This window comes from Pantoea sp. C2G6, from assembly GCF_051336815.1.
Taxonomy (GTDB): Bacteria; Pseudomonadota; Gammaproteobacteria; order Enterobacterales; family Enterobacteriaceae; genus Pantoea.
The window spans coordinates 36557-51677 of sequence record NZ_JBGMNJ010000010.1 but is presented as its reverse complement, the minus strand read 5'-3'; the positions used below and the strand labels follow the sequence as shown (position 1 = coordinate 51677).

Below are 15121 nucleotides of genomic sequence, written 5' to 3'. Positions count from 1 at the left end.
AGGACGCTGTCGCGTCCTGTTTTTCACACTTCAATATCGGCCATGTCGCCTTTTTCCTGCAACCAGTTGCGCCGGTCTTCGGAACGCTTTTTCGCCAGCAGCATATCCATCATGCGCAGCGTCTGGTCGACATCCTCCTCGCTGATGGTCAGCTGCACCAGGCGGCGGGTGTTGGGATCAAGGGTGGTTTCGCGCAGTTGCAGCGGGTTCATCTCACCCAGCCCTTTAAAGCGCTGAACGTTAGGTTTACCCTTTTTACGCTTCAGCTGCTCCAGCACGCCCTCTTTCTCATCTTCATCCAGCGCGTAATAGACCTCTTTACCGAGGTCGATACGGTAGAGCGGCGGCATCGCCACGTAGACATGCCCGCCTTTGACCAGCGAGCGGAAATGCTTCACGAACAGCGCGCAGAGCAGCGTGGCGATGTGCAGACCGTCGGAGTCCGCATCCGCCAGGATGCAGATCTTACCGTAGCGCAGCTGCGAAAGATCTTCGCTATCGGGATCGATGCCGATCGCCACCGAAATATCGTGCACCTCCTGCGAGGCCAGCACCTCATCGGAAGAGACCTCCCAGGTGTTGAGGATCTTGCCTTTGAGCGGCATGATCGCCTGATATTCACGATCGCGCGCCTGCTTGGCCGAGCCGCCCGCCGAGTCCCCTTCCACCAGGAAAAGTTCGGTTTTATTCAGATCCTGCGCGGTGCAGTCGGCCAGCTTACCCGGCAGAGCCGGACCGCTGGTGAGCTTTTTGCGCACCACTTTTTTGGCCGCCCGCATCCGCCGCTGGGCGCTGGAGATCGCCAGCTCAGCCAGCATTTCCGCCGTCTGAATATTCTGGTTGAGCCACAGGCTGAAGGCATCTTTCACCACGCCAGAGACAAAAGCGGCGCACTGACGCGAAGAGAGACGCTCTTTGGTCTGTCCGGCGAACTGCGGATCCTGCATCTTCACCGACAGCACGTAGGCGCAGCGATCCCAGATGTCTTCCGCTGAGAGTTTTACGCCGCGCGGCAGGATGTTGCGGTATTCGCAGAACTCGCGCATCGCATCCAGCAGTCCCTGACGCAGACCGTTAACGTGCGTTCCGCCCTGCATGGTCGGGATCAGGTTAACGTAGCTTTCGGTTAACAGCTCGCCGCCTTCCGGCAGCCACAGCAGCGCCCAGTCCACCGCCTCCACATCACCGGCAAAACTGCCGACAAAGGGTTTTTCCGGCAGCGTTGGTAAGCCATTCACCGCTTCACACAGGTAGTCGGTCAGACCATCGTCATAGCACCAGCGCTGTTCGGTGTTGTTGAGCTTGTCTTTAAAGACAATTTCGACGCCGGGACAGAGTACCGCTTTGGCTTTCAGCAGGTGCGCCAGGCGCGACACCGAGAAGCGGGGGCTGTCGAAGAAACTTTCATCAGGCCAGAAGTGGACGCGGGTGCCGGTGTTGCGTTTGGCAACCGTGCCGGTCACGGTGAGATCCTGCACTTTTTCGCCATTTTCAAAAGCGATGTCATAGACTTCACCGTTACGGCGTACCGTAACTTCGACCCGTTTTGACAGGGCGTTAACCACCGAGATACCGACGCCGTGCAGGCCGCCCGAGAACTGATAGTTTTTGTTGGAGAACTTGCCGCCCGCGTGCAGCCGGCAGAGAATCAGCTCAACGGCGGTCACGCCCTCTTCGGGGTGAATATCCACCGGCATACCACGGCCATCATCAATGACCTCCAGCGACTGGTCAGCGTGCAGAATCACTTCAACCCGCTTCGCATGGCCACCCAGCGCCTCATCGACGCTGTTATCAATCACTTCCTGACCCAAATGGTTGGGTCGCGTCGTGTCGGTGTACATCCCCGGGCGACGGCGAACAGGCTCAAGGCCAGTCAGGACCTCAATGGCATCCGCGTTATAGTTTGATTGACTCATCGTAAATGTCTGATTAGAAGGGTGAAATGGGGTGCGATTTCCGCATTACTCAGGGGTGATTCAGACCGAGAAAGTCCAGAATCTGCGGGAAATGGCGTTCGAATCCAGTAAATGCATGATTTCCGCCCTCTTCTACCGTGTGGCGGCACGCGCTGTAGTAGTCGAGCGCCTGACGGTAATCAAGAACTTCATCGCCGGTCTGTTGCAGCAGCCAGAGTAGATCGGGCGCTTCCAGCGGTTCAATCTGCATGACTTTCAGATCGTAAATGTGGCGTGACTCTAACACATATTGCTGGCCGGTGTAGGGATTCTGATTGTCGCCGAGGAAATCCGCCAGCAGCTCAAACGGCCGTACCGCCGGATTGACCACCACCGCCGGCAGCATAAAGCATTGCGACAGCCAGGTGGCGTAGTAGCCGCCCAGTGAAGAGCCGACCAGACCCAGGGTTTCTCCGCTGCGGCTCAGTACCAGCTCCTCCAGCATCGCCGCGGCGTCCGCCGGAAAGGTCGGCAGCTGCGGCACCATCATCTCAATCTCAGGATGGTGCCTCTCCAGCCACTGCCGGAACTGCGTCGCCTTCGCCGACCGTGGCGAGCTGTTAAAACCGTGCAGATAAAGCAGTGCCGCCACGGATCAGTATCCTTCTGAGTCTAAATCGGGACGAAAAGCGTCGGTATCGAGCCGGTTCACTTCGGTCTCGACGCCACCATCAGGGTGCAGGGTAAACCAGCGCCAGCCGGGTGCCACGGTGTCAATCGCGAAACTGGTGCAGTGCGGTTTGAACTGTACGCAGGTGGAAGGTGTCGCCAGCACCCGACGGCCATGCCACGCCAGATCCAGCTCCTGATGAATATGACCACAGACCAGCGTGCGGGCTAACGGGTGGCGCTGCAACACCGCATCAAGCTGGTGCGAATTGCGCAGACTGTGCTGATCGAGCCAGGTACAGCCCGAGGCCAGCGGATGGTGGTGCAGCAGAACCAGCGTATGGCGCTGCGGATAACGCGCCAGCGCGTTGTCGAGCCACTCCAGCTGATAGTCACTCAGCATCCCGTGTGGCACACCCGACACCTGGCTGTCGAGCAGCACGATCTGCCACTGCTCGCCAATCAGCACCTGTTTGTGGGCATTGATGTTCGCCGCCGCTAAGGTATCGACCATCGCTGGCTGAAAGTCGTGATTACCGGGCAGCCAGACGCAGGGCCGCGGCAAACGTGAGATACCCTCAGCAAAATGCTGATAGGCCTCAACAGAGTGATCCTGGGCCAGATCGCCGGTGGCGATGATCAGGTCATAGTCGCGATGCTGCGCAATGATCGCATCCACTACCGCCTCATAGCTTGACCAGGTATTCACCCCCAGCAGCGATTCATGTTTTCCTGCGAACAGGTGGGTGTCCGTGATTTGCAGGATCCTGATTTCGGAACCGTTCGCAGGAAGAGTGAGCAGGCTATCCAAAGCGTTTCCTTCGTCTCCACGCCATTTACTGCATTATACGCATCAGCAGACCGGAACTGCCATCGCGCCATGTGCCAGGCAGTAGCGCAGCCAGTCTGCAAGGAACTGGTTTATCTGATGCTTTTCATCGCGCTGATGCAATTTTTTATTAGGATAATCATAGCGCGCTTTGAAACGATAGATCTGTTGCGTTGAACACACTTCGGCAACCATCGCATCGTGATAGAGCCGCACCGACATCGACGGCAGACTCCAGTAGCTCACCGCGGGGGCGATCTGACGAACCTCTACCAGCGTGGTGTAGCGTGTCGACTCCTGAATCGTCAGCTGATAACGGGCGCCACTCACCTGATAGATCACCGATGCGCCCGCCTCATCGTCGCGTGGCAGCAGGCGGCGTAATTGTGCGAAATTGGTTTCGCAGAGCCGCATCATCTCGGGAAAGTCAGGGGTATAGCGCTGTTTCATTTTTGTATCCACTCTTCGCGTAGTTTCTCATGGTGCAACGCCAGCCATTGCAGGGCGATGACAGACGCCGCATTGTCAATTATCCCCTCTTCCACCCAGCGGTAAGCCTGTTCGCGGCTCACCACATGGACAAGAATATCCTCATTCTCTTCCTCCAGACCATGGCATCCCTCTGCCTGGCTGGCATCCACTTCCCCGACCAGCACCGACAGACGTTCGCTGGTGCCGCCGGGGCTGGCCAGATAGTTAAGCAGCGGCTTAACCCGTCCGACCTGTAACCCCGCCTCTTCTACCGCCTCACGCCGCACCACCTGCTCGACGCTTTCGCCGGGCTCGATAATGCCAGCCACCATCTCCAGCAGCCAGGGCGAGGCGCTGCTGTCATAAGCCGGGATGCGGATCTGTTCAATCAGCACCACTTCATCACGTAAGGGATCATAAGGTAGCAGCACCGCGGCATGTCCGCGCTCAAAAACTTCGCGCGCGACCTCGGCACTCATTTCGCCATTAAACTGGCGGTGGCGGAAGCGGTAACGCACCACGGAAAAAAAACCATCGTAGACGGTTTCGCGTGCAATAATTTCTACATCGTTTTTTGTGAAAGTCACAGGGGATTTTTTTTCTTCCGGCATCATCAGGTTCCTTGTGCAGATTAGTGGGGAGCGAAAAAAGCCTGGCACTCTGCTCCGTGTAAGTGGTTCTTTCTGAATTATTTAAGTAAATTAGAGACAGAAGGCACGTTCAGCCAACTTATCTCACAGTTGCCCTCTGCTAGAATCGGCGATAATTTTTTGGCTTACCCGGCAGCGCACCCACTACGATTTGCTGCAATACAAGGAATGCAAATGAAAAAACTGCTCCCACTTTTTATTGGGCTGAGTCTGGGCGGTTTCAGCTTCGCCAGCCAGGCCGAAAATCTGCTTCAGGTTTACCAGCAGGCCCGTCTGAGCAACCCGGATTTGCGCAGCGCCGCTGCCGATCGCGATTCTGCTTTTGAGAAAATCAACGAAGCGCGTAGTCCACTATTACCGCAACTCGGGCTGGGTGCAGACTACACCTATAATAATGGCTATCGCGACAGTAGTGGTCTCCATTCCAACACGACCAGCGGCACGCTGCAATTAACCCAGACCATTTTCGATATGTCGAAATGGCGCGCCCTGACGCTTCAGGAAAAAACCGCCGGTATTCAGGACGTGACCTATCAGGTCGCACAGCAGGATCTGATTCTGAACACCGCGACCGCCTACTTCAACGTGCTGAAAGCGATCGATACCCTTTCTTACACCGAGGCGCAGAAACAGTCGATCTATCGCGAACTGGATCAAACCACCCAGCGCTTTAACGTCGGGCTGGTCGCCATTACTGACGTCCAGAACGCCCGTGCCCAGTATGACAGCGTGCTGGCCAACGAAGTGACCGCGCGCAACAACCTCGATAACACCGTGGAGTCGCTGCGTCAGATCACCGGCATGGATTACCTGTCGCTGGCCTCGCTGAATATCGATCGCTTTAAAACCGACAAACCTGAAGCGGTCAGCGCCCTGCTTAAGCAGGCGGAAAGTCGTAACCTGTCGCTGCTCTCTGCCCGTCTGAACCAGGATCTGGCGCGTGAGCAGATCCGTTCAGCTGAAACCGGCCATATGCCGACGCTGGATCTGACCGCCTCCACCGGCATGTCCAACAGCAAATATGGCGGCAGCCGCGCCAACCAGAGTAGCGGTTCCACCGACTCCATCACCGGTTCCAACCAGGTGGGCCTGAGCTTCTCACTGCCGCTCTACAGCGGTGGCAGCGTGACGTCGCAGGTGAAGCAGGCGCAATACAATTTTGTCAGCGCCAGCGAGCAGCTGGAAAGCGCGCACCGCTCTGCGGTTCAGACCGTCCGCTCCTCTTATAACAACGTGAATGCCTCGATCAGCAGCATCAACGCCTACAAACAGGCGGTGGTCTCGGCGCAGAGTTCACTGGATGCGTCTGAAGCGGGCTATCAGGTTGGTACCCGTACCATCGTCGATGTGCTGGACGCCACTACCGTGCTCTATAACGCCAAGCAGCAGCTCTCTGACGCGCGTTACAGCTACCTGATCAACCAGCTGAATATCAGCTACGCGCTGGGGACGCTCAACGAGCAGAGCCTGCAAGCGCTGAACAGCCAGCTGGGCAAAGAGATCCCGACCTCACCGGAAACCGTCGCACCGGAAAACGCGCAGCAGACCGCGCGTGTTGACAACGGCCCGGTCGCCAGCGGTTCAGCGGAGGCCGCGCGTCCTGCGGCTCGCCACAGCAGCGGTAATCCGTTCGGTAATTAAGTCACACTGACGGGTCGCTTTGCGGCCCGTCTCGCCACTGAACGTATAACTAAGTAAAGATCCCTGCCGTATCAGGCCCTCAGCTTCAATTCTGACCCCTCATCCCCTATTCTATGCCTACCTTTGGGCACAGGATAATCATAATGAAACGCACAAAATCTATTCGCTATGCCGCTTTTCGTAAGAGCTGGCAGGCACGCCATTTAACGCCCGTCGCTATCGCGGTTTCGGCCGTCTTTATGCTGGCAGGCTGTGAACAAAACGATGAAACGGTTTCGATGTACCAGAACGCGGATGACTGCTCGAAAGCCAATCCGGGCCAGAGCGCGCAGTGTACAACCGCCTTTAACGAAGCGAAAAAAGAGGCGGAACGCACCGCACCTAAATATGCCACCCGCGAAGATTGCGTGGCGGAATTTGGTGAAAATCAGTGCCAGCAGGCACCGGCTCAGGCGGGCGTCGGCACCACCAATGCGGAATCGCAGCAGGGCGGCGGCAGCTTCTGGATGCCGCTGATGGCGGGTTACATGATGGGCCGTATGATGGGCGGCGGTGCGGGCTTCGCGCAGCAGCCGCTGTTTTCCCCGAAAACCGCCCGCAGTCCGGCAAACGGTCAGTTTGTGGATGCCTCAGGCCGCAATTATGGTGCCGCCACCTCCGGCAAAACCATGAGCGTGCCGAAAACGGCGTTAGCGCCTAAGCCAGCCACCACCTCAACCATTACCCGTGGGGGCTTTGGTGAAACGGTGGCGAAGCAGAACAGCATGCAGCGCAGCAGCGCCAGCGGCACATCCAGCCGTTCAATGGGAGGCTAACGCCCCGATGCAACGCATTGCCATTTCAGAACGCCCAGGCTGGCGGGAAAAAGCCACCGAATTTGGGTTTCGTTTTCATACCATGCATGGCGAACCCTACTGGTGTGAAGACGCTTACTACCAGTTTACCCTGGCGCAGATTGAGCAGCTGGAGGATGTCACCGCTGAGCTGCATCAGATGTGCCTGCAAGTGGTCGACAAAGTGGTTAACAGTGAAGCGCTGCTGACGAAATTCCGCATCCCCAAACATACCTGGGATTTTGTGCGTGACTCCTGGCATCAGCGTCAGCCTTCGCTCTACTCCCGGCTCGATCTCGCCTGGGATGGCAAAGGCGATGCGAAGCTACTGGAAAACAACGCCGACACGCCAACCTCGCTGTATGAAGCGGCTTTCTTTCAGTGGCTATGGCTGGAAGATCAGCTCAACGCCGGTCAGTTACCCACCGGCAGCGACCAGTTTAATAGCCTCCAGGAGAAGTTGATCGAGCGCTTTGCCACGCTACATCAGCAGCATGGCTTTAACTGGCTGCATTTCGCCTGCTGTCGCGATACCGACGAAGATCGCGGCACGGTGCAGTATTTACAGGACTGCGCCACCGAAGCGGGCCTGCCGAGTGAATTTCTCTATATCGATGAGATTGGCCTGGGAGAAAAAGGGGAGTTCACCGACGTCCATGACCAGGTGATCAGCAACCTGTTTAAGCTCTACCCGTGGGAATTCATGCTGCGCGAAATGTTTTCCACCAAGCTGGGCGACGCAGGCGTGCGCTGGCTGGAACCAGCATGGAAAAGCATCATTTCTAACAAAGCGTTGCTGCCGATGCTCTGGCAGATGTTCCCCAATCACCCTAACCTGCTGCCCGCCTGGTTTGCGGAAGATGAGTTCCCGCCGATGGACAAATATGTGGTGAAGCCGCTGTTTTCCCGCGAAGGGGCCAATATCCGCATCGTGGAAAAGGGTCAGGAGATTGCCCGTGTCGATGGGCCATACGGCGAAGAGGGAATGATCGTCCAGCAGTTCCATCCGCTGCCGAAATTTGGCGACAGCTATACGCTGATCGGCAGCTGGCTGATCGACGATCAACCGGCCGGCATTGGCCTGCGCGAAGATCGCGATCTGATCACTCAGGATCTCTCCCGCTTCTATCCGCACGCTTTTATTGAGTAACCCAGCGCGCGACAAACAGGCCAGTCTCTGGCCTGTTTTCCTCAGCTTTACCCTACCTGAACCGACAACATGCTGATGGCTCCCATCTCCATACCGGCAACAGGAATAGTGATGGCGTCGCCCGGCTGTCGTGCGCCAAGCACATAGAGCAGCGGCAGGAAATGTTCGGGCGTCGGGTTCGACAACGCCGCATCGGGATGCTGCATAAAATTAACCAGCGGATGCGAAGCGGCCTCCTCCCCGGCGGCCAGGTTGTCACGTACAAACTGTTCAAAGCCGCTGGCCCACGGATAGACCTCATTACGGCCATCCCAGTGCACTTTGCGCAGGTTATGCACCACGTTGCCACTGGCGACAATCATCACGCCCTGATCGCGCAGCGCCGCCAGTTTCTGGCCCATCTCAAAATGCCACGCCGCAGGCTTCGTACTGTCAATACTGAGCTGTACCACCGGAATATCCGCCTGCGGATACATTTTGATCAGCACACCCCAGGAGCCATGATCCAATCCCCACTGGTGATCCAGCGTCACCGCAACGGGCGCTAACTGCTCCACCAGCTGCTGAGCCAGTTCAGGCGATCCCGGAGCCGGATAGCGAACATCAAACAGCGCCTGCGGAAAACCGCCAAAATCGTGAATCGTCCGGGGATCTGCCTGAGCCGTGACCGCCGTGCCGCGCGTAACCCAGTGGGCCGATATGGCAAGAATCGCACGCGGGCGTGGCAGGGTCTCACCTGCGTGACGCCACGCGGCGGTATAACGGTTCTCTTCAAGGGCGTTCATCGGGTTGCCATGACCCAAAAACAGCGCTGGCATTCTTAGCTGGCTCATTAGTGATCCTCGGGATCCTCGGTTAGATAGCCACTACGATACGCGCTTTCACCGCTACCGCACGCTGATAAGCGTGATGATGATCATCAGAAAATTTGAACCAGATCAGGCGGGCTGAGTTGAGCGAAGCAGAGCGCTGAAGTGCAGCAGAAAGGAGAGAGTCAGGCTGGAGGTTAGTGTGCGAAAAAACAAAACAGGCCGCAGTCGGGCCTGTTTTATTGCTGTCGCCGGATTAGCTGGCGTGTCGCGTTTCGTGGGTGCGACGCCATGCAATCAGATCTTCAATGGTCACCACCGGCATGTTGTGCTGGCGAGCGAAAGTAATCGCTTCTGGCGCATGGGCCATAGTGCCGTCGTCGTTGGTCAGTTCGCACAGTACACCCGCAGGCTTAAAGCCAGCCAGCGTCACTAAATCGATGGTGGCTTCCGTATGTCCGCCGCGGGTTAATACGCCGCCTTCGCTGGCACGCAGCGGGAAGACATGGCCCGGCCGATGCAGATCGGAAGGTTTGGCATTGTCAGCAATCGCGGTGCGGATGGTGGTGATACGATCCTGCGCGGAAACCCCGGTGGTAACGCCGGTGGCTGCCTCAATGGTCACGGTGAAGCCGGTGCCAAAGGAGCTGGTGTTGTTCTCCACCATCATCGGCAGATCGAGCTGCTGACGACGCTCTTCGGTCAGGCAGAGGCAGACAATGCCGCTGCCATGCCGGATGGTCAGCGCCATCTGTTCAACCGTCATGGTTTCGGCGGCGAAGATCATATCGCCTTCGTTTTCACGATTTTCATCGTCGAGCACCATCACACCGCGTCCTTCACGCAGGGCGGCGATAGCACGTTCTACACGCTGTTCCGGCGTGCCAAATTCAGAAAGTAGCGTCTGATTCATGGTAATAAAAACCTTTATATGTATGGGTTACCAGAATCAGGGCGAGCTTAGGAGTGACGTCAAAAAGACGTGGCAATAACGTGAAGCAGACATACTTGTCCCGCAGATGTCGTTACCCTCTCCCATCCGGACTGTAACCGTCGGCCCCGGAATTACACCGGATCTGCTGACCTTTAGCGCTGTTTTCACAGCATTAAAGCGCTCGCGGGCTTTCAGCCAAAGCTGATTTACCGCCGGTGGGGAATTGCGCCCCGCCCTGAGAATAAGCAGATTAACTATAACGCCGATCGTTTGAGGCGGCAATCATCAATAGCGCAATTGCTTTGGCATTTCCTGCGTTGCCGATTTGAGGTTTATCCTTTTCATTTCTGGCATTACACTTAATGTCTACTGCCCGTAAAAATGCTGTCACAGCGCCCGTAATCAGGAAATCATCATGATCGACACGAAAAAAATTGAACAACTTGCCCGTCAGGTTCACGAAGCGATGCCTAAAGGCGTACGTGAGTTTGGTGATGATGTCGAAAAGAAAATTCGTCAGGTTCTTCAGGCGCAGCTGACCCGAATGGATCTGGTCAACCGTGAAGAGTTTGATGTGCAGACGCAGGTCTTACTGCGTACGCGGGAGAAACTGGCGGCGCTGGAGCAGCGTCTGGCCCAGCTGGAAAGCAATAGCAACACGACGACGACTCCACCGACGGCCAGTGCGTCAACCACCACCCCGCCCGCAGCCAGTGCGCCAGTGGTCAACAGCGCATCAGCCGGTGCAGCGACTTCACCTGCGGCGTCACCCGCTCCATCAGTGATTACCACGCCGGATGTGGTCAAGCCTGAGAGTGACAACAACCCGCAATAAGCGGTCTGGCGGGAGCAAGGCTCCCGCTGACTTCGCGGGTTAGCTGTCGCCGCGAATGGTTTTGATGATATTGGTGGTTGAGATGCCATCTTCGAAATTCAGCACCTGCACCTCTCCGCCGTTGGCCCACACCTCTTTACTGCCCGCAATATCCTCCGGCTTGTAATCACCGCCCTTCACCAGCAGATCAGGCAGAATGCTGGCAATCAGCCGCTGTGGCGTATCCTCTTCAAACAGCACCACCCAGTCGACCGCCTCCAGCGCGCCAAGCACGATCATCCGGTTCTCCTGCGGATTCACCGGACGGCTTTCCCCTTTCAGGCGTTTGGTTGAAGCATCGCTGTTTACTGCGACAATCAGTCGATCGCCGAGCTTGCGGGCGTTTGCCAGGTAAGAGACGTGACCGGCATGCAGAATGTCGAACACGCCGTTAGTCATCACCACTTTTTCGCCACGGCGACGCGCCATCTCTACGGCGGCTTTTAGCTGCGCTTCGGTCATGATGCCAAAGCCCTGTTCCGGGCGGGCATGAATCGCGTTTTCCAGCTCAACCGTACTGACGGTCGAGGTGCCGAGTTTACCCACCACCACACCGGCGGCGGCATTCGCCAGGAAGCAGGCTTCTTCCAGTGAGTCGCCCGCCGCCAGAGCCGCGGCCAGCACACCGATCACCGTGTCGCCCGCGCCGGTCACGTCATAGACTTCCTGCGCCTGGGTCGGCAGATGCAACGGGGCTTTGCCCGGTTGCAGCAGCGTCATACCATTTTCGGAGCGCGTCACCAGCAGCGCCGAGAGGTCAAAATCGGCGATCAGCTGCATGCCGCGCGCCACGATCTCCTCTTCGTTGCTGCATTTGCCGACCACCGCTTCAAACTCGGAGAGGTTCGGCGTCAGCAGCGTCGCGCCGCGGTAGCGGGCAAAATCGGTGCCTTTCGGGTCGATTAATACCGGCACGCCCGCTTCCCGCGCCAGAGTAATCATGGTCTGCACGCTGGAGAGCGCGCCTTTGGCATAATCGGACAGCACCAGCGCACCCGCCGCCGCCAGAGAGTCGCGCATTTTCTGGTGAATCGGCTCTGGATCAACCCGCTCAAAACCCTCTTCAAAATCGAGGCGGATCAGCTGCTGATTGCGCGAAAGCACCCGCAGTTTGGTAATGGTCGGATGGCTTTTTACCGCCACGAAGTCGCAGTGAACATTGACGTCTTTCAGCGTGTTACTCAACACGCGCGCCGCATCATCTTCACCGGTCAGGCCAATCAGACGGGACGCGGCACCGAGTGCTGCAATGTTCATCGCCACGTTTGCCGCGCCGCCAGGGCGCTCTTCAACGGTATCCACTTTCACCACCGGAACCGGCGCTTCAGGGGAGATACGGCTGGTTGGGCCATACCAGTAACGATCCAACATTACATCGCCAACAACCAGCACTGAGGCTTGGCCGAACGCGGGCAGAGTCACTTTCATTCCAGACACTCCAGACTGCATTAAAAAAAGTGCGCGGATGATAACACAGTTGCGATTTGTGCTATCAGCATCACGCCAGGATAGAGGCGGGCATCACCAGCCAGCGCTGCCAGCTGCTCAGCACCACCTGCCGCTCCGTTGCATAGGCTTCCGGCTCGACATGGCCCGGCAGCTCCTGCAACGCCCGATGATGCAATGCGTCGCGCAAGGTGACATACGCCTGCGTCAGCGCCTGGGCTTCATCGGCGGGCATTTTATGATGCTTCGCCATCAGTTCGAAAATGCGCACATTGTCGGACCAACGCGTCAGTTCGGGCTGTTCAGCGGCGTAGCGTAAGACAAGATACTGAGCGATGAATTCAATATCCGTAATGCCGCCAGCGTCCGCTTTAATATCCCAGCGCCCTTTGTACTTGTTACTGAGGTGAGTGCGCATCTTTTCACGCATCTCCCGTACTTCAGTCTGAAGCCCTTCTGCGGCGCGAGGCAGCGAGAGGATCGCCTGCCGGATGGCGTTGAAGCGCTCACCCAGCACCGCCTCGCCAAATACCACCCGCGCCCGCACCAGCGCCTGATGCTCCCAGGTCCAGGCTTCGCTGCGCTGATACTCATCGAAGGCGTCAAAGGTGCTGACCAGCATGCCCGCCGCGCCGGAGGGACGCAGCCGCGCATCGACTTCATACAGAATGCCGGAGGAGGTGCGGGTACTGAACAGATGCATGATGCGCTGGGCCAGCCGCAGATAGAACTGACGTCCATCGATGCTGCGTTCGCCCTCGGTTACCGCTTCGGCGGGGCAGTCGTGCAGAAAGACTAAATCGAGATCGGAGCTGTAACCCAGCTCCCAGCCGCCCAGTTTGCCGTAGCCCAGCACCGCGAAGCCGCGCTCATGCTCACTGGTCAGGTGCGAAGGACGCCCGTAGCGCTGCACCATCATATTCCACGCCTGTCGCACCACAGACTCGATAATCGCTTCAGCCAGCCAGGTGAGATGGTCACTGACTTTCATCACCGGCAGCGTGCCGGCGATGTCGGCGGCGGCAATACGCAGATGCTGCGCCTGCTTAAACTGTCGCACCGCTTCCAGCTGCTGCTCTTCATCCTCGGCCGGGATACGCAGCAGATACTGCCGCAGCTCGTCGCGGTAGGCGTCGGTGGCGGTGGGCTGATAGAGCGTGGCCGGATCGAGCAGCTCATCCAGCAGCAGCGGATGGCGCGCCAGCTGGCTGGCCACCATCGGCGAGGCGGCGCAAAGACGAATTAAGTGGCGCAGCGCCCCGTGGTATTCGGTCAGCAGCTCCAGATAGGTACTGCGGGTCAGCACACCAAGCAGCAGCGGCGTCAGGCGGCTTAGCGTGACGGCGGCATCTTCACGCGGGCAGACTTCGCTCAGCAGCCGCGGCATCAGCTGATCCAGCGCCTGACGGCCACGCGGGCCGATGGTGCGCCGGTTAATATCCAGCCGGAACGCCTCCAGCGTCTGGTGTAGCGTCAGGCGCTGTTCATCGCTGAGCTGCGGCACCAGCGACGCCAGTTCACTCGCCTCCAGCGGGTCGTGCCACAGCATCTGAAACTCCGCCAGCTCGCGCTGGTCGTCAATCTCCGGGGTGTCTTCTCCAATCAGCTCATCGAAGATAGCGCGCACCGCCGCCATCTGGCTGTCGAGCTGGTTCATCAGCGCGGGCCAGTCGTCGCAGCCCATCGCCCAGGCCAGCCGGGCGCGATGCAGTTCATCTTCCGGCAGCGTCTGCGTCTGCTCATCGCCAAGGCTTTGCAGCAGGTTCTCCAGCCGCCGCAGGAACAGGTAGGCGTCACGCAGCGCATCCACCTGGTCCGCGGGCAGCAGCGCCAGGGTTTTGATCGCCGCCAGCGTGGGCAGCAATGCACGCAGCTGTAGTGAGCGCTCACGTCCACCACGAATCAGCTGGAACACCTGCACGATAAATTCGGTTTCGCGGATGCCGCCCGCGCCCAGCTTGATATTGTTTTTCAGGCCGCGTCGCCGCACTTCGCGGCTGATCATCCCTTTCATGTTGCGCAGCGACTGGATCACGCTGAAGTCGATATAGCGGCGGTAGACAAATGGCCGCAGCATCTGTTGCAGCTCAAGGCTCCAGCGATCGTGGTCATCCCCCATCAACCGCGCCTTCACCATGGCGTAGCGCTCCCAGTCGCGCCCCTGCTCCTGGTAATAATCCTCCAGCGCGGCAAAGCTCATCACCAGCGGTCCGCTGTCGCCAAACGGGCGCAGACGCATATCGACGCGATAAACAAAGCCATCCACGGTGGGCTGATCCAGCACCTTAATCAGGCGCTGTCCCATGCGGGTAAAGAACTGGGCGTTGTCGAGTTCCCGCCGTCCGCCGCGCGTGGTGCCGTTTTCCGGCCAGGCAAAAATCAGGTCAATATCGGAGGAGAAGTTGAGTTCACCGCCGCCCAGCTTGCCCATCCCGAGGATCAGCATCGGCTGCGCCTCACCTTCCGCGTTACAGGGCGTACCCAGGTCACGGCAGCAATCCTGATATACCCAGTCACGTGCCCGGCTGATTAACAGTTCAGCTAACACGCTGAGCTGCTGCAAACTCTGTTCGGTGCTGGCGTGATGCAGCGCCTGCATCCAGGCGATACGCACCAGCATATGGCGACGAAACAGCCGCAGTTCGCGCATCAGGCTCGCTTCGCTGTCAACCACGCTGAGCGCCTGGGTGAGCCACTCCGCATAGTGCTGCCATTCATCAGGCTGAGGCGGCTGTTGCGTTATTCTCTGCCACCAGTCGGGATGTTGTTGCAGGTTTTCCAGCACAAAATCGCTGAAAGCCAGCCCGGCAAGCTGTTCCGGGCTGAGTGAGGCAGGCGGCACCCCAAGCTGTCGGGCAGCCTGTGCGGCCTGATCGCGTAGCAACGCGGGAAGTGCTGACAACATAACTCCCTCCTT

13 protein-coding genes and 1 riboswitch are annotated in these 15121 nt (G+C 58.1%); of the genes, 4 read left to right on the top strand and 9 right to left on the bottom strand.

The features are described 5' to 3' along the window. Window positions 1-23: 23 nt before the first annotated feature. The 5 genes from parE to nudF are packed head-to-tail and all read right to left on the bottom strand — an operon-like array spanning window position 24 to window position 4478. Complete coding sequence (gene parE / locus ACCW71_RS14255) at window positions 24-1919, bottom strand: DNA topoisomerase IV subunit B (protein ID WP_436372376.1); 1896 nt, start codon at window positions 1917-1919, stop codon at window positions 24-26. A 49-nt stretch (window positions 1920-1968) separates the two neighbouring features. Next, the gene (gene yqiA / locus ACCW71_RS14250; protein ID WP_436372374.1) at window positions 1969-2550 is read right to left on the bottom strand and encodes an esterase YqiA; all 582 of its coding nucleotides are present in this window, start codon (window positions 2548-2550) and stop codon (window positions 1969-1971) included. Between the two features lie 3 nt (window positions 2551-2553). Further along, window positions 2554-3378, bottom strand: coding sequence for a 3',5'-cyclic-AMP phosphodiesterase (gene cpdA / locus ACCW71_RS14245; RefSeq protein WP_436372372.1), 825 nt, complete (start codon window positions 3376-3378; stop codon window positions 2554-2556). 42 nt (window positions 3379-3420) lie between these two features. After that, complete coding sequence (locus ACCW71_RS14240; protein WP_436372370.1) at window positions 3421-3846, bottom strand: DUF1249 family protein; 426 nt, start codon at window positions 3844-3846, stop codon at window positions 3421-3423. Beyond that, on the bottom strand, window positions 3843-4478 hold the full coding sequence (gene nudF, locus ACCW71_RS14235) for an ADP-ribose diphosphatase (protein ID WP_436372516.1): 636 nt from the start codon (window positions 4476-4478) through the stop codon (window positions 3843-3845). Before nudF ends, ACCW71_RS14240 begins: the two co-directional genes overlap by 4 nt. A gap of 213 nt (window positions 4479-4691) precedes the next feature. Here nudF and tolC point away from each other — a divergent pair, with 213 nt between their 5' ends. From tolC to ACCW71_RS14220, 3 genes are all read left to right on the top strand, one after another. After that, the gene (gene tolC, locus ACCW71_RS14230; protein ID WP_436372368.1) at window positions 4692-6158 is read left to right on the top strand and encodes an outer membrane channel protein TolC; all 1467 of its coding nucleotides are present in this window, start codon (window positions 4692-4694) and stop codon (window positions 6156-6158) included. 143 nt (window positions 6159-6301) lie between these two features. Beyond that, entirely contained in the window at window positions 6302-6973 is a 672-nt protein-coding gene (locus ACCW71_RS14225; protein ID WP_436372366.1) for a DUF1190 family protein, read from the top strand. Between the two features lie 7 nt (window positions 6974-6980). Beyond that, entirely contained in the window at window positions 6981-8141 is a 1161-nt protein-coding gene (locus ACCW71_RS14220) for a glutathionylspermidine synthase family protein (RefSeq protein WP_436372364.1), read from the top strand. 47 nt (window positions 8142-8188) lie between these two features. On the opposite strand, the gene ygiD is transcribed toward ACCW71_RS14220, so the two are convergent. Beyond that, the gene (gene ygiD / locus ACCW71_RS14215) at window positions 8189-8974 is read right to left on the bottom strand and encodes a 4,5-DOPA dioxygenase extradiol (RefSeq protein WP_436372363.1); all 786 of its coding nucleotides are present in this window, start codon (window positions 8972-8974) and stop codon (window positions 8189-8191) included. A gap of 232 nt (window positions 8975-9206) precedes the next feature. After that, window positions 9207-9863: a 3,4-dihydroxy-2-butanone-4-phosphate synthase gene (gene ribB, locus ACCW71_RS14210; protein WP_436372361.1), complete on the bottom strand. Its 657-nt coding sequence runs from the start codon at window positions 9861-9863 to the stop codon at window positions 9207-9209. 110 nt (window positions 9864-9973) lie between these two features. Continuing rightward, window positions 9974-10131: riboswitch (FMN riboswitch) on the bottom strand. A gap of 168 nt (window positions 10132-10299) precedes the next feature. Here ribB and ubiK point away from each other — a divergent pair. Further along, the gene (gene ubiK / locus ACCW71_RS14205; RefSeq protein ID WP_436372359.1) at window positions 10300-10719 is read left to right on the top strand and encodes a ubiquinone biosynthesis accessory factor UbiK; all 420 of its coding nucleotides are present in this window, start codon (window positions 10300-10302) and stop codon (window positions 10717-10719) included. Between the two features lie 39 nt (window positions 10720-10758). On the opposite strand, the gene hldE is transcribed toward ubiK, so the two are convergent. Further along, entirely contained in the window at window positions 10759-12186 is a 1428-nt protein-coding gene (gene hldE, locus ACCW71_RS14200; protein WP_436372358.1) for a bifunctional D-glycero-beta-D-manno-heptose-7-phosphate kinase/D-glycero-beta-D-manno-heptose 1-phosphate adenylyltransferase HldE, read from the bottom strand. A 70-nt stretch (window positions 12187-12256) separates the two neighbouring features. Continuing rightward, complete coding sequence (glnE, locus tag ACCW71_RS14195; protein WP_436372356.1) at window positions 12257-15109, bottom strand: bifunctional [glutamate--ammonia ligase]-adenylyl-L-tyrosine phosphorylase/[glutamate--ammonia-ligase] adenylyltransferase; 2853 nt, start codon at window positions 15107-15109, stop codon at window positions 12257-12259. Window positions 15110-15121: the final 12 nt, after the last annotated feature.

Bases quoted from the DNA above. Each gene is read 5' to 3' on its own strand.
- glnE (WP_436372356.1), bottom strand. From the start codon at position 15,109: ATGTTGTCAGCACTTCCCGCGTTGCTACGCGATCAGGCCGCACAGGCT.
- ygiD (WP_436372363.1), bottom strand. From the start codon at position 8,974: ATGAGCCAGCTAAGAATGCCAGCGCTGTTTTTGGGTCATGGCAACCCG.
- nudF (WP_436372516.1), bottom strand. From the start codon at position 4,478: ATGCCGGAAGAAAAAAAATCCCCTGTGACTTTCACAAAAAACGATGTA.
- parE (WP_436372376.1), bottom strand. From the start codon at position 1,919: ATGAGTCAATCAAACTATAACGCGGATGCCATTGAGGTCCTGACTGGC.
- ubiK (WP_436372359.1), top strand. From the start codon at position 10,300: ATGATCGACACGAAAAAAATTGAACAACTTGCCCGTCAGGTTCACGAA.
- ribB (WP_436372361.1), bottom strand. From the start codon at position 9,863: ATGAATCAGACGCTACTTTCTGAATTTGGCACGCCGGAACAGCGTGTA.
- hldE (WP_436372358.1), bottom strand. From the start codon at position 12,186: ATGAAAGTGACTCTGCCCGCGTTCGGCCAAGCCTCAGTGCTGGTTGTT.
- ACCW71_RS14225 (WP_436372366.1), top strand. From the start codon at position 6,302: ATGAAACGCACAAAATCTATTCGCTATGCCGCTTTTCGTAAGAGCTGG.
- tolC (WP_436372368.1), top strand. From the start codon at position 4,692: ATGAAAAAACTGCTCCCACTTTTTATTGGGCTGAGTCTGGGCGGTTTC.
- ACCW71_RS14240 (WP_436372370.1), bottom strand. From the start codon at position 3,846: ATGAAACAGCGCTATACCCCTGACTTTCCCGAGATGATGCGGCTCTGC.
- ACCW71_RS14220 (WP_436372364.1), top strand. From the start codon at position 6,981: ATGCAACGCATTGCCATTTCAGAACGCCCAGGCTGGCGGGAAAAAGCC.